The organism is Klenkia sp. AC732 (assembly GCF_979256525.1).
The window spans coordinates 52,075-71,708 of record NZ_CEEDOS010000025.1; the positions used below are offsets into that span (position 1 = coordinate 52,075).

Consider the following 19,634-nt stretch of genomic DNA (forward strand, 5'->3'; position numbering starts at 1 on the left):
CGTGCCGGTGCAGATCGCCGTACCCAGCCGGTCACGGAGAGCCACCTGGACGCCCATGGCGTGTGTCACGGCGGCCGGCACCTGCTGCCCGCGCCCCGTTCACCTGCCGGTCGTCCGGTGTCGACAGGTTCGACCGGTCACGACCCTCGGCGAACGGACCCACCCCACGATGCGACCCCTCCCCCGGACCGGCGTGCTCGGTACCGCGCTGGTCTGCCTGGCCGGCAGCCTGGTGCTCGGCGCCGCCGTCCCCGCCTCGGCGGCCGGCCCCTCCCCCGACCCGCAGGCCGCTGCCGCAGCGGCCCCCACCGGCATCGCCGTCAACGAGGTGGACCCCTCCGCCGACTGGGTCGAGCTGGTCAACACGACCGCCACCCCGCAGGACGCCTCGGGCCTCGTGCTGCGCGACGACGCGGACGACCACGGGGTGGTCGTGCCCGCGGGCACCGTGCTGACCCCGGGCGGCCACGTCGTCCTGGACACGGACGCCGACGCACTGGGCGAGGCGGGCTTCGGCCTGGGCAAGGCCGACGCCGCCCGGCTGTTCGCCGCCGACGGCACCACGCTGCTGGACTCGTTCTCCTGGCCCACCCAGCCGGCGACCTCCTGGGGCCGCTGCCCGGAGGGCACCGGCGCGTTCGTCGTCACCGGCGCCGCCACCCGCGGCGAGGTGAACGACTGCACCCCTCCCGCCACCACCCCGCCCACCACCACCCCGCCCACCGTGCCCGCCGTGCCCGGCGCGCTGGTGGTCAACGAGGTCGAGTCCAACGGCGACGACACCGACTGGGTGGAGCTGACCACCACCGGGGACAGCCCGGTCGACGTCAGCGGCTTCACCTTCCGCGACGACGACGACAGCCGGGTGCCGTACACCCTCCCGGCCGGCTCCGTGGTCACCCCCGGCGGCTTCCTCGTCGTCGACCAGGCCAGCGGCTCGAACCCGGCCGGCTTCGACTTCGGGCTGGGCAACGCCGACTCCGCCCGCCTGTTCGACCGCACCGGCGCGCCGGCCGCCTCGTACTCGTGGCCGGCGCACGCCACGGTGAGCTGGGGCCGCTGCCCCGACGGGACCGGCGACCTGGTCGACACCACCCGCTCGACCAAGGGCGAGGCGAACGACTGCTCCTCGCCGGTCCGGGTCAACGAGGTCGAGTCCCAGGACGGCGAGCCCGGCGACTGGGTGGAGCTGACCTCGATCGGCGCCACCGCGGTCGACGTCTCGGGCTACGCGCTGACCGACGCCGGCGGCGGGCGCTCCGTGCTCCCGGCCGGCAGCACCCTCGCCCCGGGCGGGTTCCTGGTGCTGGACCAGCTGGGCTACGGCCTGGGCGGTGCGGACTCGGTGACGCTCACCGACGCCGCCGGCACCGAGGTCGACTCCTACGCCTGGACGGCGCACGCGACCACCACCTGGGGCCGCTGCCCGGACGGCACCGGTGACCTCGGCACGACGCTGGCCCCGACCAAGGGCACCGCGAACGCCTGCGAGGGCGCGCCGCTGCCCTGGCCCGGCGGCCCGGAGGAGACCCCGGTCGACGCGGAGGGCACCTTCTCCGGTGACCTGAGCGGCCTGGACGTCGAGCCCTCGGGCACCGCCGCGCCGGGCACGCTGTGGGCGGTGCAGAACGGCGACGGCCTGCTCTACCGGGCGGTCTCCGACGGCGCGGGCGGCTGGACGGTCGGCGAGCCGTGGACGCTGGCTTACCCCGGCGGCGGCGCGGGCGTGGTCGACGCCGAGGGCGTCACCGTCGCCGACGACTCCGCTGCGGGCGGGGTCTACGTCTCCAGCGAGCGGGACAACTCGGTCGGCTCGGTCAGCCGGCCCTCGGTGCTGCGCTACGAGCCCACCGGCGTCGGCGGCACGCTGACCGCCACCCGGGAGTGGGCGCTGGCCCCGGACTTCCCCGGACTGGGCGCCAACGCGGGCCTGGAGGGCATCACCTGGGTGCCGGACTCGTTCCTGACGGCCGGCGGTCTGCTGGACGCCTCCACCGGCGCCGCCTACGACCCGGCCCGGTACCCCGGCCACGGGGACGGGCTGTTCCTGGTGGGCGTCGAGGGCACCGCCGCCGTGTACGCCTACGCACTGTCCGAGGACGGCTCGGCCGACCGGGTCGCCACCGTCCCGACCGGCTTCGACCTGGTCGCCGACGTCCAGTTCGACGCCGACCTGGGCGCCCTGTGGGTGGTCTGCGACGAGGCGTGCGGCGGGCGCACGGCGCTCTTCGAGCTGACGGACGGCGCCTTCACCGAGGCCGCCCAGTTCCTCCCGCCGGCCGACGCCGACCCGGGGCTGGCCAACGAGGGCTTCGCGGTCGACACCGAGGCGACCTGCGTCGACGGCGTCCGGACGACGTTCTACGCCGACGACGCGGACACCGACGGCTTCTCGCTGCGCACCGGCACGCTGTCCTGCGTCGACGAGGGCGGTGAGAACCCCGGCGGTGAGCACCCCGGGGGCGAGGGCCCCCCTGGTGAGCAGCCGGGCGCCGGCGGACCGGGCACCCCGCCCGGCCCCGGCCCGACGCAGCCCGGCCCGACGCAGCCCGGCCCGACGCACCCCGGCCCGACGCACCCCGGCCCGACCCAGCCGGGCACGCCCCAGCCGGGCACGAGCCAGCCGGGCACGGTGCAGCCTGCGCCGGTGCAGCCGGTGACCCCGCCGGTCACCCGGCCGGCGACCCAGCCCGTCGCCGGACCCCGTCCGGGCACCCCGGCGGCGCTGGCCAGCACCGGCGCCGAGGTCGGCACCTGGGCCGCACTGGCCGGCCTGCTGGTGCTCACCGGGGCCGGCGCGGTCGTCGGGGGGCGTCGCCGCGCCTGACGCTGCGCCCGCACCGCACCGCACCCGCACGACGGCCGTGGCCCCCGCACCCGGGGACCACGGCCGTCGTCGCGTGCAGCGTCGCGTGCCGGGCGCTCAGCCCCGGGCGCTCCAGGCCGACCAGAGCCGGGCGTAGCGGCCGCCGGCGGCGACCAGCTCGGCGTGGGTGCCCTGCTCCACGACCCGGCCGGCGGCCAGCACCACCACCCGGTCGGCACGGGCGGCCTGGGTGAGCCGGTGCGCGACGACCAGCGTGGTGCGGCCGGCGGTGGCGGCCAACGCGGCGTCCTCCAGGTCCCGGGCGCCGGCGCTGCCCGCCTCGGCGGTGGCCTCGTCGAGCACGGCCACCGGCGGGTCGGCGAGCACGAGGCGAGCCAGGGCGAGCTGCTGGGCCTGCGGGGCGGTCAGCTCGCGGCCGCCCTCCCCGACCGGGGTGTGCAGGCCCTCGGGCAGCGCCGCCACCCAGCCGGCCCCGACGACCGCCAGCGCCGCGGCGACGTCGGCGTCGGTGGCGTCGGGCCGGGCCAGCCGCACGTCGTCGACCAGCGGACCGGCGAACACGTGCACCTCCTGGCTGACCAGCCCGACGTGGTCGCGCAGGTCCTCGACGGCCCGGCCGTCCAGCAGCACGGTGCCCGCGGTGGGTTCCAGGCCGCCGGCCAGCACCCCGGCCAGGGTGGTCTTGCCGGCACCGGAGGCACCGACCAGGGCGACCCGCTCGCCCGGCGCCAGCGTCAGGTCGACGTCGGCGAGGACGGTGGGGCCGCCGTAGGAGTGCCAGACCCCGCGCAGCTGGACCGCCGGGCGGTCCGGCGTCCGCGGGACCTCCCGCACCGGGCCGGCCGGCAGGTCCGCCACCCCGACCATCCGCACCAGCGAGGCGCCGGCGGACTGCACGTCGTCGAAGGTGAACAGCAGCAGCCCCAGTGGGCCGAAGAGCCGGTGGAACAGCAGCGCCGCCGTGGTCACCGCACCGACGGTGACGGCGTCGTCCCGGACCAGCCAGAACCCGACCCCGAGGACGGCGGCCAGGCCGACGTACTCGGCCCGGTTCATCCGCCAGCCGAAGTCGGTGAACAGCCGGAACACCCCGAGCGTGAGGCCCAACGACCGTGCCGAGCGGTCGGTGACGACGTCGCGGTGGCGCTGCTCGTCGGCGTAGGCGTGCACCGTCTCCACGCCCTGGACCGAGCTGACCAGGGCCTGCGAGCGCTCGCCCATCGCCACCCGCTCGGCGGCGTACCGCGGGGCCGAGCGCGGCAGGTACCAGCGCAACGCGAGCACGTAGAGCGGGATGGCGACCAGCCCGGCCAGCGCCAGCCGCCAGTCCAGGGCGCCCAGCCCGACCACGGTCAGCAGCACGGTGAGCCCGGCGCCGGCCACCTGGGGCAGCGCGCCGGTGACCGCGTCGGCGACCTTGGCGACGTCGTCCCCGACGCGGGAGAGGAGGTCCCCGCCACGGACGGCGTCCAGCCGGGCCGAGGACAGGTGCAGCGCGCGGTCCACGACGGACTCGCGCAGCCGGGCCAGCACGGTCTCCCCCAGCCGGCCGATGAGCACCGCGGACAGCCCGGTGAGGACGGCGACCAGCAGCGCGGACCCCAGCAGCGCCCAGACGAACGGCCAGACCGAGCGCCCCTGGGCCGCGGTGACCGCGTCGACCAGGGCACCCAGCACGGCCGGGGCGACCAGCCCGGCGGCCGAGGCGGCGACGGCGGACAGCGCGGTGAGCGCGGTGACGACGGGACGGGCCCGCAGGTGCTCCCAGACGACCCGGCCCGCGCGCCGGCCGGTGGCGATCGGCAGCAGCACCGGGTCGACCTCGACCGCGCTCACCGGAGCACCGCCGCGGCGTAGGCGGGGTGGGCGGTGAGCTCGGCGTGGGTGCCGGCGGCGTCCACGGCGCCCTCGCGGAGGACGACCACCCGGTCGCAGCGACCCAGCAGCGCGGGACTGCTGGAGACCAGCACCGTCGTCCGACCGTGCCGCAGGCCGGTCAGCCCGGCGGCGATCTCCTCCTCGGTGACCGCGTCCACGGCGGTGGTCGGGTCGTGCAGGACCAGCACGTCGGGGCGGGCCAGCAGGGCGCGGGCCAGGCCGACCCGCTGGCGCTGCCCGCCGGACAGCGAGCGGCCACGGTCGGAGACCGGCAGCTCCAGGTCGGCGAGGTCGGCCGCGCCGGCGGCGGTGAGCGCGGCGGTCAGCGCGTCGTCGTCGGCGGCACCGGCCGGGTCGACGGCGGAGCGCAGGGTGCCCTCGAAGAGCACGACCGCGTGCGGCTCGACCAGCACCCGCGCCCGGACGGCGGCCGGGTCCAGCCCGGCGACGTCCTGCCCGTCGAGCAGCAGCTCACCGGGCGCGGCAGGGCGGCGGCCGGCCAGCAGGGCGACCAGCGCCTCCGCATCCGCCGGCTCGGGGGCGACGACACCGACGGTGCTGCCCGGTTCCACGTGGAACCCCAGGCCCGGGAGCGCGAGCGCGCCGGGGCCGGAGCCGGGCTGCGCACCCGGCGGGTGCAGTGGCGGGGCGGTGAGCACGCCGACGACCCGGGCGGCGGAGGCGCGGGCCTCGGCGACCTTCTGCCCGGCGAAGCCGAGCAGCCCGACCGGCTCGGCCAGGAACTGGGCCAGCCCGACGACGGTGACCAGCTCGCCGACCGACATCCGCCCGTCCAGCGCGAGCGCCCCAGCGACCCCGGCCACGGCGGCCAGGAACAGCCCACTGCCGAGCACGGTGGCGCCGCGGTAGGTGCCGATGGCCCCGGCCGAGCGGAGCGTGGAGGCCAGCGCGACGCCGCTGGTGCGCCGGTACCGCTCGGTGGCGGCGTCCTCGGCGCCGATGCCGCGCAGCACCCGGACGCCGCGGACCAGGTCGGTGGCCAGGCCCGCGGTGCGGGCGACGTCACGCTGCTGGGTGGCGGTGCGCCGGGTCAGCCAGGGCGAGAGCAGCTGGAGCGCGCCCACCAGCAGCGGCGTCCCGACCAGCACGCCGATGCCCAGCGGGACGCTGATGGTGAGCAGGCTGACCGCCGAGACGACCAGCGCGGTGGTGCCGGCGACGACGATGGAGGCGGCCTCGATGACCCGGCCGGCCTTCTCCGCGTCCGAGGTGGCGATGGACAGCAGCTCGCCGGTCGGCGGGGCGTCGGTGATCCCGTGCGGGTCCAGCACCCGGGCGGCGACCTCGACCCGCAGCTGGTGGGTCTCGGTGAACCAGCCGGTCACCACGTGCCGCGCGCCGTAGCGGTAGGCCTGGGACAGCACCAGGAACAGCAGCGCCGTGCCGCCGAGGGAGGCCAGCAGCGCCGGCACCGACCCGGTCGACACCGCGCGGTCGATCGTGACCCCGATGGCCACCGGCACCAGCGCCTCGCAGGCCTGGTGCAACGACAGCAGCAGAGTCGACCAGCCCAGCCGGCGGGGGTGCCGCCGCAGAGCACGTCGCAGCAGCGCACCGGCGGTGCGCGGGTCCCCGTCCATGTGAGGGGACCCTAACCCGCGGGGTCGGTCAGCTGTGTGTCAGCCGTGGTGCCCGCGGCGCTGGAACCGGGCGACGACCCGCTGGGTGCGGTTGGGCGTGTGCTCGGGGTCCAGCAGCTCGGTGTCGGCCAGCACCGTGTCGATGATCCCCTGCTCGGGGATCTCGAAGGGCTGCAGCGACCGGCCCTCCGGGCGCACCAGCGACTCGACGGCGGCCACCAGCGACCCGTCGTGTGCCGCGATCGCGGCGGCGACGTCGTCCGGACCGACCCCGAGGTGCTCGGCGAGGAGCCGGTCGCGCATGCCCAGCACCGATCCGGCGATCTCCTCGCGGCGCGGGTCGTCCGCGGTCGCCTCGATCGTCAGGTCGCACTCGGTGTCCATGCCCATCGAGCGGTTGTTCAGGTTCGAGGACCCGATCCGCAGCAGCCGGTCGTCGACGACGCAGACCTTGGCGTGCACGTAGATCGGCGTGCGGGAGGCGGTGACCGGCACGTAGAGCCGGAACCGGCCGTGCACGTCGGACTCGCGGACCTTCGCCAGCAGCTTGGCCCGGGCGGTGCCCATGGCCTTCTCCTCGAGCCAGCCGTCGGCCGTCTCGGGGTTGACGACGACGAACTCCGGCCCGTCCTCCTCGCCCAGCCGCACGGCGATCGCCTCGGCGACCCGGCGGTTGGCGAAGTACTGGCTCTCGATGTAGACGCAGGTCTGCGCGCTGGCGATCATCGCCAGCCACAGGTCCTCGATCTCGTGCACCAGCTCCCACTGCCGGAACTCCGGCCGGGTGCGGGAGATCGCGACGTCCACGTCGTGCAGCAGCACCGGCACCTGCTCGGGCCACTCGTGGGTGACGTCGTCGACCGGGTCCAGCTGCTCGCCGGTGCCGGCGGCCCAGCGGCGCCGGGCCAGGTCGCCCAGCGCCTTGGCGGCCGGGCCGGACACCAGGCTGGTGACGTCGTGCCAGGGCTGGGTGGGGCGACGGGACCGCGGGCGGTGCCGGTACCGGTTGCGGTCCAGGTGCTCGGAGTCGTCCCACCGGTCGGCGGTGACGTCGATGCCGCCGGCGAAGGCCAGGCTGTCGTCGACGACGACGATCTTCTGGTGGTGCGCGCCGCCGAGGGGGTGGTGCGCGTCGACCTTCATCTGGAACCGGTCCGACGTCCGTCGGTTGAGCAGCACGATCGGCACCAGGCCGCGGCCCAACGCCTCGAGCATGCCCAGGTCCCACTGCAGGACGCCGACGAACAGATCCGGGTTGCGCTGGACGGCGGCCTCCAGCACCCGGCCGACGCGGTCGTCGCGGCCCTTGCCGGGGGTGCGGGGGTCCAGCCGGATGCGCGGGTCGAAGTCCCAGCCGATGAACAGCACCTGCCGGCGGGCCCGCATCACGACCTGCTTGAGGGTGGCGAAGTAGTCCGCGGCGTCGACGAAGACGGCGTGCTGGTCGGCGCGCTCGATCCGCCAGACCGTCTCCCCCGGCACCAGCACGCTGCCGCGGACCGGGTCGGGGTCCACCGGCTCCCGCGGGCTGGGGACGACGGCGGAGAAGCCGTCGGTGACCGGGTCGGTGCGGGTGCCGGTGCCGTCGCCGGTGTCGTCGCCGTCCAGGGCCTCCTGGTCGCTCACGCGGTGCGCTTGCTGGCGAACGTGGCGGCCGCGTCCCGCAGGCTCTTGGTCGGGCGCAGCCAGGCACCGTCCACGGGCAGCGAGTCCAGCCGGACCCGGTCCAGCGGGGCGGCGAACGCGCCGGGCACGTCCTCGATGTCCACGAAGTGCAGCAGGTCCGAGGTGCTGGCGTAGCCGGCGACCTCGGAGAAGGCGACGACGACGACCTCGGTGCCGGCCCGGGCCAGCTCCTCCAGCGGCTCGCGGAAGTTGCGGCCGTCACCGGAGAACACGACGAGGCGGCGCAGCTGGTGGCTGTGCGCGCGGACCTCGATGTGGTCGAGCATCGACTGGTCGATGTCGTCGTCCGGGCGGCTCTTGGGTCGGGCGAAGACCGAGTAGCCGAAGCTGCGCAGGGCCTCGACCCAGCCGCGCAGGGTGGTGACGTGCTGCGGGGGGACGTTGGCGAAGACACAGGCCTCGACGTCGTCGGCGCCGCCGGCACCGGCCTCCCCGGCACCGCCGACGAACCAGGCGGCGATCGCGTCGAAGCGCGGGCGGGAGGCGGCGGTCGGCCGGGCACCGATCACGGTGGCCAGCGTCATGTCGATGTTCGGGGCGTCCCAGACCAGCAGGTCCAGGGCCGGGCGACCGGCCGCGCCGGGGGCTGTCGCGTCGAGGACGACGGGGTCTGCGTCGGGCTGCACGTCGGGGTCAGCGGTCACCGTCACCCCCGCAGTGTGCCGGGTGGGCGGGACCGGCGCGTGTCCCGAGTCCGGGAGGACCACCCGGCTGGGGGGCCCGGCCGGTGACGTCGCCCGCCGGGAGCGGCGACGGGGCGGGCTGCTGTCCACGCCGGCGATGATCCCAGCCCGGCGGACGGCCGGCTCACCCGGCGGCTGCCGCACCGTGCGGTCGCCGACCGGTCAGCCGGGCCAGCCGCGGGCCCAGCTCGGCGGCCGGGGCAGGCCGGCCGAACAGCCAGCCCTGGGCGAAGACGCAGCCCGCGGCCCGCACCCGGGCCAGCTGCTCGGCGGTCTCCACGCCCTCGGCCAGGGCCCGGATGTCCAGCGTCTCGGCCAGGGCGACGATGGCGGCGAGCACCGCCTGCGCCTTCCCCGCCTCCGGCCCGTCCACCGCCGCCAGCAGCGACCGGTCGATCTTGAGGGTGTCCAGCGGCAGCGCGAGCAGCCGGGCCAGCGTGGACCAGCCGGTGCCGAAGTCGTCGACGGCGATGCCGACCCCCAGGGCGTCGATCTCCCGCAGCTGGTCGGCGACCCGGCTGGCGTCGTCGGCCAGGGCGGTCTCGGTCAGCTCCAGCACCAGCTGACCGGCGGGCAGGCCGGCCGCGTCCAGCGCCGTGACGACGTCGTCGACCAGGGTGCCGCCGCAGAAGTGCCGGGCGCTGATGTTGACGCCCACGACGACCGGGGTGCCGGCGGCGGCCCAGACCGCGGCCTGCCGGCACACCTCGCCGAGCAGCCAGCGGGTCATCGGCACCACGGCGCCGGTCTCCTCGGCGACCGGCACGAACGCGTCGGGGTAGAGCAGGCCGCGCTCGGGGTGCCGCCAGCGGACGAGGGCCTCCACGCCGGTGACCCGGTCGGAGGGCAGGTGCACGACCGGTTGGTAGTGCACCTCCAGCTCCTCGTAGGTGGTCAGCTCCTGCATCCGGCCGGACACCTCCAGGCGCCAGCGGGCGGCGTCGCGCAGGGCGCTGGTGAACACGACGGCGCGGTCCCGGCCGGCGGCCTTGGCCGCGTAGAGGGCGGCGTCGGCGTCGGCGATGACGCCGTCGGGGTCGCGGACCCCGGTGGCCACCGGGCTGACCGCGATGCCGGTGCTGGCGGTGAGCACCAGCCGGACCCCGCCGGCGGTGAACGGCTCGCTGAAGGCCTCGCGCAGTCGTTCGGCGACGGCCAGCGCGCCCTCGGCGTCGCAGTCGCGGGCGATCACCAGGAACTCGTCCCCGCCGAGCCGGCCGATGGTGTCGCAGGGTCGGGTGCGGGCGGCCAGCCGGGTCGCGACCTGGGTGAGCAGCTGGTCCCCGACCCGGTGTCCCAGGGAGTCGTTCACGGTCTTGAAGCCGTCGACGTCGAGGAAGAGCAGGGCCGTGCGGTCCCGGCCGTGCACGGCGTCGGCGACCAGGCTGTGCATCCGGGCCCGGCCGGGCAGCGAGGTCAGCGGGTCGTGGTCGGCCTGCCAGGCCAGCTGCTGTTCCCGGTGCACGAGCGCAGTGACGTCGGTGTGGGTCACGACGACCGCCGGCCCGGTGGTCCCGTGGTCCAGCGGGGCGGCCTGCCACTGCACCCAGACCGTGCGGCGGGAGCCGCGCACGCAGATCCGCAGGGCCGGCGGGACCTCGCCGTGGTCGACCACCCGGCGGAGCCCGGCGAGCACCGCGGCCTGGTCGTCCGCGGAGACCAGCCTGCCCAGCGCACCCAGGTAGGAGGCCCCGGTGCGGGAGGGCACCAGTCCCGGGGCGAGCATCCGGCCGCCGTTCTCCCGCCACGACCGGTTGACCGCGAGGATCGTCAGCCCGGCGTCGAGCACCACGGTCGCGGCCGGGACGGCGTCCAGCACCCCTGCCAGGTCGTCGAAGGACCCGTTCCCTGCCAGCCCGCGCATGTCTCGCCCCGTCGTCGGCCGTTTCTGGACCTCACCCAGGACCTTACGGATCAGGATCGTACGTTTGCGCAGCCAGTGGCCGCGTCGTCACCCGAGCGGGTCACCGCGCACACCGTCCGTGCGCCCCGGGAGGATGACCGGGTGCGCACCACGAGCAGTCGCGAGGTCTACCGGAACCCCTGGACGACGGTCCGGGAGGACGTCGTCGAGCTGGCCGACGGGTCCACGAGCGTCTACGGGGTGGTGGAGCGGCCGGACTTCGCGATGGTCGTGCCGGCCGAGCGGGACGGCTTCTGGCTGGTCGAGCAGCACCGCCACCCGGTGGACCGGCGGACCTGGGAGTTCCCGCAGGGCGGCTGGCCGGCGGGCGCCTCGGGCACCGCCGAGGACCTGGCGCGCGCGGAGCTGGCCGAGGAGACCGGGCTGCGGGCCGGGCGCCTGGAGCACCTGGCCCACCTGGACCTGGCGCCGGGGATCATGACCCAGCAGTTCGACGTGTGGCTGGCCACCGACCTGACCCCGGGCCCGACCGCCCGGGAGGCCAGCGAGGCCGACATGGTGCACGCCTTCGTCACCGAGGCCGAGCTGGTGGCCCGGGTCCTCGACGGCCGGTTCACCGACGCGCCGTCCCTGGCGGCCTGGGCCGTCGTCGGGCTGCACCGACGCGGCTGAGCGGTCCGCTCAGCCGCGGCGCGGGGGCCAGCGGCGGGGCTGGCGACGGTGGAAGGCCTGCGGGCGCAGCGGCCGCCAGTCCTCCCGGGAGAGGGCGTACTCGACCTCGCCGTGCTCGGCCCCCGGGATCTGGTCGGGGGACTCCTCGGTGTAGGTGCGGCGCCAGGTCAGGCCGACCTTCTCCATCACCCGCCGGGAGCCGGTGTTGACCGCCATCGTGGTGGCCACGACCTCGTCGACGTCGGTGGCGGTGAAGACGGCGTCCACCAGCGCGCGGGCGCCCTCGGTGGCCAGCCCACGCCCCCAGGCGGAGCGGCGCAGCCGGTAGCCCAGCTCCACGGCGTCGGCGCTGCCGCCGACCATGGGGCGCAGCTCGAACCAGCCGACGAACTCGTCGGTGGCCCGGTCCTCGGCGGCCCAGCAGCCCAGCGGCACCGGGCCGTAGTCGGCCAGCAGCCGGGGCAGGTCCAGGCCGCGGACCCGGGCCGGGGGCACCGGCCGGCCGCCGCCCAGGTGGCGCATGACCTCGGGGTCCCCGTGCAGCGCGACGACGTCGTCCCCGTCCGCGGGGCGGACCGGACGCAGCCGCAGCCGCGGGGTCACCACCGGGGGGACGACGGGCCCCTGTGCGGGGAGCTGCGGGGCGCTGAGACGCCACCGTCCGTCGATCGCCATCACGACCACGCTAGACCGCGACGACGCCGAGAGCCGTGAGCCCGACCAGCGCGTCGTCCTCCGTCACCGGGGTCGGCGGCGCCACCGGGAGACCCGGCGAGGCGGGTCGACCGGTGCCGGTACCGGCTCGGGCTCCGGGGGGCGCGAGGCCCGCCAGGCCTCCACCGCGGGCTCCTCCTCCCGCATCGGGACGACGATCGGCGGCCCGTCCAGCGGCTGCCGCCAGGCCGCCGCCACCCGGTCGTTGAACTCACCGATCGCGGCCCGGACCCGCTCCTCGCTGGTCAGCTCCAGCAGGCGCGCGGGCAGGTCGTCGTACTCCCGGCGCAGCGCCAGGGACGGCGGCAGGAAGTTCGCGTCCGGCTCCTGCCGACGCGCCCAGGACAGCGCCCAGGCGTAGGAGTCCTCCGGCCCGTCCCGGCGCGGCAGCGGCTTGCCCGACAGCGGCAGGTCGGTCAGGTCGCCGCGCTCGGCGGCCGTGCGGATCTGGTGCTCCACCCAGGTCTCGAAGGGCATGCCCTCCGGCTTGCGCTGCGTCACCCGCTCCAGGTTCCCAGCCGAGGGGCGGGACGACCACCTCGCGGGCGTGACCCCCGCCGCCCGACGACGCGCACACGTCCGCCCGACCTCCGGACAGGCCGCTGAGCTGCACGTTCACCCTTGTCGACCGACCGCCGAAGCGGTACGATTCGTACACACGTTCGAGTCGACGAGGAGGTGGCATGGGTCTGGACGAGGGTCCCGGCGTCACGCGCACGGCCGCCCCCGACGTCTGGCAGCCGTGGGGTGAGGACGATGTGGCGCTGGCCGAGCGGCGAGCGACCGAGCGGGCGGCCGCCCGCGACGCAGCCCGGCAGCTGTCGCTCGAGCTCCCGGCCGACGTCGCCGCCGTCCTGGCCGGCGCTCTGGGCCTGGTGGACCCTGAGCCACCGGCCGGTGGTCCCGCCCTGCAGGCGCCGGCGCTGCTCGCCCGGGTGCGCGGGCTCACCAGGTCGCAGAGCGTCATCGACACCGCCCGGGCCCGGGCCGTGCGTGCCGCCGAGTGCGCCCAGGCCGCCGAGTTCGACGGCCACCGGTCGATGGCCGCCTGGCAGGTCGGCCACCTCAACGTCTCACCGGCCACCGCGGCGCGCACCGTCCGGGCCGGCCGCACCCTGGAACGGCTGGCGGAGTGGGCCGCGGCCGCCGCGGAGGGCCGGGTCACCCCCGACCAGACCGCGGTCGTCGCCGCGGTGGCCACGCCCGCCCGGCTGTCGGCCGCGGAGGCCATGGGCGCCGACGTCACCGCGGTCGAGCGCACCCTGCTCGGGACCGCCACCGGCACCGCACCAGGAACGCTCACCGCCGTCACCAGGCGGCTGCTCGACTGGATCGACCCGGACGGCCCCGAGCCCGACCCCACCCGGCAGCGCGAGCTGCACCTGACCCCCTCGCCCGGCGGCGGCGGCAGCATCCACGGCCGCCTGGACGCCCTCGGCTTCGAGAAGGTGGCCACCGTGCTGACCGCCTTCCAGCAGGCCGGCCGGGTCGCCGACGACGACCGCAGCCACGCCCAGCAGATGGGCGACGCCCTCGTCCAGCTGGCCGACGTCCAGCTCGCGTGCAGCGACGACGTCCCGGTGCTGCGCAAGCACCGCGCCCAGGTCGCCGCCACCGTCTCCGCCGAGAACCTGCTCGACACCGACCTGGTCCGCGACGCCGCCCGGCTCGGCTCCGGGCAGACGGTGTCGAACACCGTCGTCCAGCAGCTGTCCTGCGACTCGATCGTCACCCGGGTCCTCTTCGGACCCGACGGGATGCCGCTGAACGTGGGACGGGCCCAGCGCCTGGTGCCCGCGCACATCCGGAAGGCGGCCGAGGCCCGCGACGGCGGCTGCGTCTTCGCCGGCTGCGACGCACCCACCTGGTGGTGCGACGCCCACCACGTGCGCGAGTGGGTGGCCGACCACGGGGAGACATCGGTCGAGAACACCGCGTTGCTGTGCGAGCGGCACCACACCAAGGTGCACCACGGGTTCTCCGTCACCTGGGACCCCGACGACCACCGATGGCGGACCCGCCGCGAGGGCGGGAGCGAGATCGTCGTCGGGTGGCCCGACAGGACCGACCCCCACGAGTGGTCACCTCCTCCCGGGAGCTGACTACGGTCGCGCCGTGGAGTACCCGGACGAGGAGACGCTGTCCCGAGGCGGCATCACCCACGTCGTCCGGGTGGGACAGACCGTCCGCCGACCCGAGCGGCCGTCCACCGCGACCGTGCAGGCCTACCTCAGGCACGTCCGGAGCCGGGGGTTCACCGCCTGCCCCGAACCGCTGGGTCACGACGACCAGGGCCGCGAGGTCCTGAGCTTCGTCGCCGGAGACGTCCCGGTCGACCCGCTGCCCGCACACGCCACGACCACGGGGACGCTGCAGGCCCTGGCGGTCCTGGTCCGCCGGCTGCACGACGCGGCCGACGGGTGGCAGCCCCCGGCCGACGCCGTCTGGGGCAGCATCCCGGGCGTGCGACCGGCGGGCGTCGTCCCGCTGTTCGACCGGGCCGAGCTGGTCTCCCACATGGACTACTGCCCCGGCAACGTCGTCTTCACCGGGGACCGCCCGACCGCGCTCATCGACTTCGACCTGGCCCGGCCCACCACGCGGGTGGCCGACATCGCCAACGCGCTCTCCTGGTGGGCCCCGTTGGCCGACCCCCGCGACCGGGCGCCCTCCCTCGTCGAAGCAGACGTGCCCACCCGGGTCCGCGCCTTCGCCGACTCCTACGGGATGACGGGTGAGCAACGCACCCAGCTGGTCCCGCTGGCTCGCCGCGCAGTCGCCAACAGGGCCCTCACCTCCCAGGCGGCCGCCGCGGTCGACCCGGTGTTCCGCCGGTGGTGGGACGAGGGCCTGCGGGACCGGCTGCCCCGGACCACCGCCTGGCTGGCCGCCGAGTCCGCGGCGCTGCAGGACGCGCTGGGCTGACCCGGGCTCAGGCCGGGGCGACCACCGCGCGGTCCACGATCTCCGCGACCGCCGTCCCGGCGGGCAGCGTGCCCAGCACCGAGCCCCAGTCGCCGCCCAGGCGGGTGGCGCAGAACGCGTCGGCGACGGAGCCGGGGGCGTGCTGCAGCAGCAGCGAGCCCTGCAGGCACTGGGCCAGCAGGCCGGCGATCCGGCGGGCGCGCACCTCCATCTGCTCGTGGTCGGCGAGCTCGGCGTGCAACCGGGCGACCGCGGCGTCGTACCGGTCGTCCGCGCCGACGGCGGCCTCCACCTCGGCCAGCACCGCGGCGGCGGACTCCGAGCGGCGGTCCATCGCGCGCAGCACGTCCAGCGCGATGACGTTGCCCGAGCCCTCCCAGATCGAGTTCAGCGGCGCCTGCCGGTACAGCCGCGGCATCAGCGACTCCTCCACGTAGCCGTTGCCACCCAGCACCTCCAGGGCCTCCGCGACGACGCCGGGGGTGCGCTTGCAGACGAAGAACTTCGCCGCCGCCCCGGCCAGCCGCAGGAAGTCGGTCTCCCCGGCGTCCTGCGCAGCAGCCAGCCGGACCGCCAGCGCCGTCGCGGCCTCGCTCTCCACCGCCAGGTCGGCCAGCACGTTCTGCATCAGCGGCTGGTCCACCAGCCGGGCACCGAACGCCGACCGGTGCCGGGCGTGGTGCAGCGCCTGGGTCAGCGACGCCCGCACCGTGGCCGCCGAGCCGAGCACGCAGTCCAACCGGGTCGTGTTGACCATCTCCAGGATCGCCGGCACCCCCCGACCGGGCTCCCCCAGCAGCCAGCCGGTCGTGCCGGCGAACTCGACCTCGCTGCTGGCGTTGGACCGGTCGCCCAGCTTGTCCTTGAGCCGCTGCAGCCGGAACACGTTGCGGTCGCCGTCGGGCAGCATCCGCGGCACCAGGAAGCAGGACACGCCCTCCTCCAGCTGCCCGAGCACCAGGAAGACGTCGCTCATCGGCGCCGAGGTGAACCACTTGTGCCCGGTCAGGGAGTAGGTGCCGTCGCTGTTGGCGACCGCGCGGGTGGTGTTGACCCGGACGTCGGAGCCGCCTTGCTTCTCCGTCATCCCCATCCCGGCCACCAGGCCCGCCTTCAGCCGGGGGTCGACCAGCCCGGGCTCGTAGGCGGTGCTGGTCAGCCCCGCCTCGAACACCGCGGCCAGCTCGGGCGCCCGCCGCACCGCGGGGACGGCGGCGTACGTCATCGTCACCGGGCAGCCGTGCCCCATGTCGACCTGGGTCCAGCCCAGGTAGCCCACCGCGCGGCGCACGTGGGCGTGCGGGTCCGGGTGCTCGGCGTCCGACGCCAACGCCCACGGCGCCCCGGCCAGGCCGTGCTCGACCGCGGTGCGCATCAGCTCGTGCCAGGCCGGGTGGAACTCGACCTCGTCGACCCGGTGGCCGGTGCGGTCGTGGGTGCGCAGCCGCGGCGGGTTCTCGTTCGCCAGCCGACCCCACTCCTGGGCCTGCTCGCTGCCCGCGACCGTCCCCAGGTCCTCCAGCGAGTCCAGGGTCAGCGCGTCGGCGTGCCGCAGGCACGCCTCGACCAGCACGGTGTCCCCGGCGATGGGGTCGTGCCCGACCAGTGGCGGCACCTGGTTGGTGACCTCGTGCGTGTCCGCGGGGGCGCTGCTCATGCCCTGCACCGTACGGAGCGTCGCCCGCTCAACCCCGACGGCGCAGGGCCCGGCGGGCCGGTCGTGTCGCGGTCGACACCGTGCTGGCCACCAGGTGCAGCCGCATCGCCGGGGCCGCACCGGTGAAGGAGCGGGCCATCGCCGCCGCCACCGCACCGGGCCCGGACTCGGTCGACAGGTAGGCGGCCCAGGCGTCCTCGGGCAGGGCGAAGAAGCCGGCGAAGAAGTCGTCGGTGGCCCCGGCGTCCAACGGCAGCAACGCCTCCCGGCCCGCCGCCAGCAGGGCCGCGGTCGCCCGCCGCCGGGGCGTCCGGACGGCGCGCCGCACGGCGTCCAGCCCGCCGGAGGCCAGCGCCGCAGCCACCACCGGCGCCAGCGCCAGGGACGACGCCACGCTGTAGCCCGTCGCCGGGTGCACCATCCCGGCGGCCGCACCCACCGGCACCGCGTCGGAGTGCGACCGGGCCGGGGCGTCCAGCGCGATCGCCACCCGCTCCGGCTCCCCCACCACCCGCAGCCCCGCCCGGTCGAGCACCCGGTGCAGTGCCAGACGCAGCCGCTCCAGCGACACCGGGGGCCGGGCGGCCAGCGAGGTGGCCTCCAGCAGCGTGGTGCCGTCCTCCCGGGGCAGCCCGTAGAGGAACAGCGGCACGCGCTCGTCGTCGCCACGCAGAGCCGACCAGTCCATCAGCAGCGCCGTCCCCGCGGGCACCAGCTCCTCGGCGGGACCCGCGACCAGCTCCCCCCACGCGCGCTGCTGGGCGGTGCCGGGCAGCGAGCCGCGGGCGTCGACCACCACCCGAGCGGTCAGCCGTCGGCCGTCGGCGAGCCAGACCGTGGCCGGGTCGCCGTCGGCGTCCACGCCCCGGGCGCTGCCGGTCTCCCGGACCACGCCCAGCTCCTCGGCCCGGCGGGTCAGCTCGGCGTGCAGCACGCCCTCCCGCAGCCGGGCGTAGCACCGGCCCAGTCGCTGCTCGCCGGCCCGCCGGGTGCGCACGACCGTCGCGTCGTACACCCGGGCCGCGTCCCCGGGGACGACGCCCAACCGGTCCAGTGCGGGCTCCAGCTCATCGGCCCAGGCGCCGTAGGTCGGCGTCCACGGTCGGGACGACGGCGCCAGCACCGTCGTGGTCAGCCCGCGCGCAGCGCAGGCGACGGCGGTGGCCAGGCCGGCAGGACCGGCCCCCAGCACCAGGACGTCGGGCGGGTTCAGCTGCGGACCAGCTTCTGCAGCGCCAGCTGGGCCAGCGGCAGGTAGCCCACGATCAGCGGGGCGGGGCCGCTGGCCTGCAGGCCGGTCGTCGTCCCACCGCCGGGGCCGGGGCGGACCCAGTGCACCAGCGTCATCGACGACGGGCCGACGCGGACGGTCCACACCCACTCGCGGGCCGCCTCGTCGACCGAGTCGACGACGAAGGGCACGGCCACACCCAGCGGCCCGTGCACCCGGCCGGTCACCCCGGGGGCGATCTGGTCGGCGGTGGCGTCCACGGAGCGGATCTGCGGGGACCACTCCGACCAGCGGGCGGGCAGCAGGTACCGCGACCAGGCCTCGTCGGGGTCCACGGTGCCGGTCGCGTGGGTGCTCAGCGTCGTCATGACCGGTGGTGTGCCCGGGTCGGTTCCACGTGGAACGCGGTCATGCCGGCGGACCGCCGAGCAGGAGCGAGCGCAGCACCTGCATGCCCACGGTGACCGTGCGGGTGCGGAAGGCGGCGCGGTCCCCGGGCACGACCAGCGAGCGGGAGGCGACGCCGTCCGGGCCGACCGCGACGAGGTGGACGGTGCCGACGGGCTTGTCCGCCGTCCCACCACCGGGGCCGGCGATGCCGGTGACGCCGATGCCGACGTCGGCACCGAACCGGGAGCGGGCACCCTCGGCGAGGGCGCGGGCCACCTCGGGGCTGACCGCACCGTGCGCCTCCAGCAGCGCCACCGGGACGTCGAGCAGCTGCTCCTTCGCGGTGTTCGCGTAGGCGACCACCCCGCCGAGCACGGCTGACGAGGCGCCGGGACGGCCGGTGAGCCGGGCGGCGAGCAGGCCGCCGGTGCAGGACTCGGCGGTGGCGACGGTCCAGCCGTGGTCGGCCAGCGCGCGGGTGACCAGGGTGTCGACGTCCTCGCCCTCGCTGAACAGCGTGCCGCCGAAGTCACCGCGGACGGCGTCCACCAGCCGGGCGTAGGCGTCGGCGGCGTCGGGGGCGTAGCGGGTGACGATCTCCAGCTCGCCGTCCCGCAGGCACGTGGTGACCTCCAGGCCGGTGAGCTGGTCGTCGATCCGGCGCAGGGTGGCGGCCAGCTCGGACTCCGGGGTGCCCCACAGCCGCAGGGTGTCCTGGCGGAGCTCGGTGGCCCGGGCCAGCACGGCGCGGACCGGCTCGGCCGCCAGGGCGGCGGGCCACATGGCCTGCAGCTCCGGCGGCGGGCCGGGCAGCACGACCACCGGCGGGCCGTCGCCCTCGGCGGGAGGGACGACGAGACCGGGCGCCGTGCCGACCGGTTCGAGCACCAGTGCTCCGTGGGGCACCTGCGCCTGCTTGCGGGTGCCGGCCAGCGTCGCCTCCGGGTCGACCCGCCAGCCGCGGCGGGCCATCAGCCGGTCGACGATGGCGCCGATCCGGTCGGCCAGGGCCTCGTCGACCGCGCTGGGCCGGCCCTGGGTGTCGCCCACGACCTGGGCGGTGAGGTCGTCGGCGGTCGGACCGAGCCCCCCGGAGGTGAAGACGAGGTCGTTGGAGGCGGCCAGGAACCGCAGCGCGGAGGCCAGGTCCTCGGGCCGGTCGCCGACCACCACCACCTGGCCGACGTCGACGCCCAGGGTGCGCAGCTGCTCGGCCAGCCAGGGGCCGTTGCGGTCGGTCACCCGCCCGGTGAGCACCTCGGTGCCGGTGACCACGATGCCCGCGCGCGCTCCCACGTCGGCGACCCTAGGCGGGTGCACGGGGTCCCGCCCGGTCGCGCGGGCCGGCCGGTGTGGTCCTGCGGTCGGGTGGCGGTCGGGGTGCCCGGCGGGCCACGGCAGGCCGGGGCTCGGGCGACCCACCCCGGCGGGTCCCCCGTGGACACCGGCGCCCGGACCGGGTCGTCGGCCACCGTATCGGCGGGCTGGTGGGGGCCGGTGTCCCAG

15 protein-coding genes are annotated in these 19,634 nt (G+C 76.5%); 4 read left to right on the plus strand and 11 right to left on the minus strand.

The window, feature by feature from the left end:
* The first annotated feature begins 169 nt into the window (after positions 1-169).
* A complete protein-coding gene (locus tag AC0IVP_RS13485; RefSeq protein WP_471757150.1) occupies positions 170-2,827 on the plus strand; it encodes a lamin tail domain-containing protein in 2,658 nt (885 codons plus the stop codon).
* 96 nt (positions 2,828-2,923) lie between these two features.
* Here AC0IVP_RS13485 and AC0IVP_RS13490 read toward each other — a convergent pair whose 3' ends face one another.
* From AC0IVP_RS13490 to AC0IVP_RS13510, 5 genes are all read right to left on the minus strand, one after another.
* The gene (locus AC0IVP_RS13490) at positions 2,924-4,663 is read right to left on the minus strand and encodes an ABC transporter ATP-binding protein (protein WP_471757152.1); all 1,740 of its coding nucleotides are present in this window, start codon (positions 4,661-4,663) and stop codon (positions 2,924-2,926) included.
* Positions 4,660-6,306, minus strand: coding sequence for an ATP-binding cassette domain-containing protein (locus AC0IVP_RS13495; protein WP_471757154.1), 1,647 nt, complete (start codon positions 6,304-6,306; stop codon positions 4,660-4,662). Before AC0IVP_RS13495 ends, AC0IVP_RS13490 begins: the two co-directional genes overlap by 4 nt.
* Before the next feature lie 39 nt (positions 6,307-6,345).
* Complete coding sequence (locus AC0IVP_RS13500) at positions 6,346-7,932, minus strand: phospholipase D-like domain-containing protein (protein ID WP_471757156.1); 1,587 nt, start codon at positions 7,930-7,932, stop codon at positions 6,346-6,348.
* Complete coding sequence (locus AC0IVP_RS13505; RefSeq protein ID WP_235564821.1) at positions 7,929-8,642, minus strand: NYN domain-containing protein; 714 nt, start codon at positions 8,640-8,642, stop codon at positions 7,929-7,931. The genes AC0IVP_RS13500 and AC0IVP_RS13505 overlap by 4 nt, the downstream gene beginning before the upstream one ends.
* Before the next feature lie 157 nt (positions 8,643-8,799).
* Complete coding sequence (locus AC0IVP_RS13510) at positions 8,800-10,539, minus strand: putative bifunctional diguanylate cyclase/phosphodiesterase (protein WP_471757158.1); 1,740 nt, start codon at positions 10,537-10,539, stop codon at positions 8,800-8,802.
* Between the two features lie 141 nt (positions 10,540-10,680).
* Between AC0IVP_RS13510 and AC0IVP_RS13515 the strand changes: the two genes are divergently transcribed.
* Positions 10,681-11,211 carry an NUDIX domain-containing protein gene (locus AC0IVP_RS13515; RefSeq protein WP_056296776.1) on the plus strand — a complete coding sequence of 177 codons (531 nt, stop codon included), beginning with the start codon at positions 10,681-10,683 and terminating at the stop codon, positions 11,209-11,211.
* A gap of 9 nt (positions 11,212-11,220) precedes the next feature.
* Here AC0IVP_RS13515 and AC0IVP_RS13520 read toward each other — a convergent pair whose 3' ends face one another.
* Both AC0IVP_RS13520 and AC0IVP_RS13525 read right to left on the minus strand, forming a co-directional pair.
* On the minus strand, positions 11,221-11,886 hold the full coding sequence (locus AC0IVP_RS13520) for a GNAT family N-acetyltransferase (RefSeq protein ID WP_056296774.1): 666 nt from the start codon (positions 11,884-11,886) through the stop codon (positions 11,221-11,223).
* 63 nt (positions 11,887-11,949) lie between these two features.
* The gene (locus AC0IVP_RS13525) at positions 11,950-12,426 is read right to left on the minus strand and encodes a DnaJ family domain-containing protein (protein ID WP_056296334.1); all 477 of its coding nucleotides are present in this window, start codon (positions 12,424-12,426) and stop codon (positions 11,950-11,952) included.
* A gap of 182 nt (positions 12,427-12,608) precedes the next feature.
* Here AC0IVP_RS13525 and AC0IVP_RS13530 point away from each other — a divergent pair, with 182 nt between their 5' ends.
* Positions 12,609-14,027 carry an HNH endonuclease signature motif containing protein gene (locus AC0IVP_RS13530; RefSeq protein WP_471757160.1) on the plus strand — a complete coding sequence of 473 codons (1,419 nt, stop codon included), beginning with the start codon at positions 12,609-12,611 and terminating at the stop codon, positions 14,025-14,027.
* A 13-nt stretch (positions 14,028-14,040) separates the two neighbouring features.
* Positions 14,041-14,850 carry a phosphotransferase enzyme family protein gene (locus AC0IVP_RS13535; RefSeq protein WP_471757162.1) on the plus strand — a complete coding sequence of 270 codons (810 nt, stop codon included), beginning with the start codon at positions 14,041-14,043 and terminating at the stop codon, positions 14,848-14,850.
* Between the two features lie 7 nt (positions 14,851-14,857).
* On the opposite strand, the gene AC0IVP_RS13540 is transcribed toward AC0IVP_RS13535, so the two are convergent.
* From AC0IVP_RS13540 to AC0IVP_RS13555, 4 genes are read right to left on the minus strand one after another with little or no spacing between them, the layout of a single operon-like run.
* Entirely contained in the window at positions 14,858-16,507 is a 1,650-nt protein-coding gene (locus AC0IVP_RS13540; protein WP_056296329.1) for an acyl-CoA dehydrogenase family protein, read from the minus strand.
* 28 nt (positions 16,508-16,535) lie between these two features.
* On the minus strand, positions 16,536-17,699 hold the full coding sequence (locus tag AC0IVP_RS13545; protein WP_471757164.1) for a lycopene cyclase family protein: 1,164 nt from the start codon (positions 17,697-17,699) through the stop codon (positions 16,536-16,538).
* A gap of 17 nt (positions 17,700-17,716) precedes the next feature.
* Complete coding sequence (locus tag AC0IVP_RS13550) at positions 17,717-18,106, minus strand: SRPBCC family protein (protein WP_471757166.1); 390 nt, start codon at positions 18,104-18,106, stop codon at positions 17,717-17,719.
* A gap of 40 nt (positions 18,107-18,146) precedes the next feature.
* Positions 18,147-19,424, minus strand: coding sequence for a competence/damage-inducible protein A (locus tag AC0IVP_RS13555; protein ID WP_471757168.1), 1,278 nt, complete (start codon positions 19,422-19,424; stop codon positions 18,147-18,149).
* Positions 19,425-19,634 lie beyond the last annotated feature (210 nt).

Coding starts and splice junctions, on each gene's coding strand:
- AC0IVP_RS13485 (WP_471757150.1), top strand. CDS start 170: ATGCGACCCCTCCCCCGGACCGGCGTGCTCGGTACCGCGCTGGTCTGC.
- AC0IVP_RS13495 (WP_471757154.1), bottom strand. CDS start 6,306: ATGGACGGGGACCCGCGCACCGCCGGTGCGCTGCTGCGACGTGCTCTG.
- AC0IVP_RS13510 (WP_471757158.1), bottom strand. CDS start 10,539: ATGCGCGGGCTGGCAGGGAACGGGTCCTTCGACGACCTGGCAGGGGTG.
- AC0IVP_RS13520 (WP_056296774.1), bottom strand. CDS start 11,886: ATGGCGATCGACGGACGGTGGCGTCTCAGCGCCCCGCAGCTCCCCGCA.
- AC0IVP_RS13530 (WP_471757160.1), top strand. CDS start 12,609: ATGGGTCTGGACGAGGGTCCCGGCGTCACGCGCACGGCCGCCCCCGAC.
- AC0IVP_RS13540 (WP_056296329.1), bottom strand. CDS start 16,507: ATGAGCAGCGCCCCCGCGGACACGCACGAGGTCACCAACCAGGTGCCG.
- AC0IVP_RS13550 (WP_471757166.1), bottom strand. CDS start 18,106: ATGACGACGCTGAGCACCCACGCGACCGGCACCGTGGACCCCGACGAG.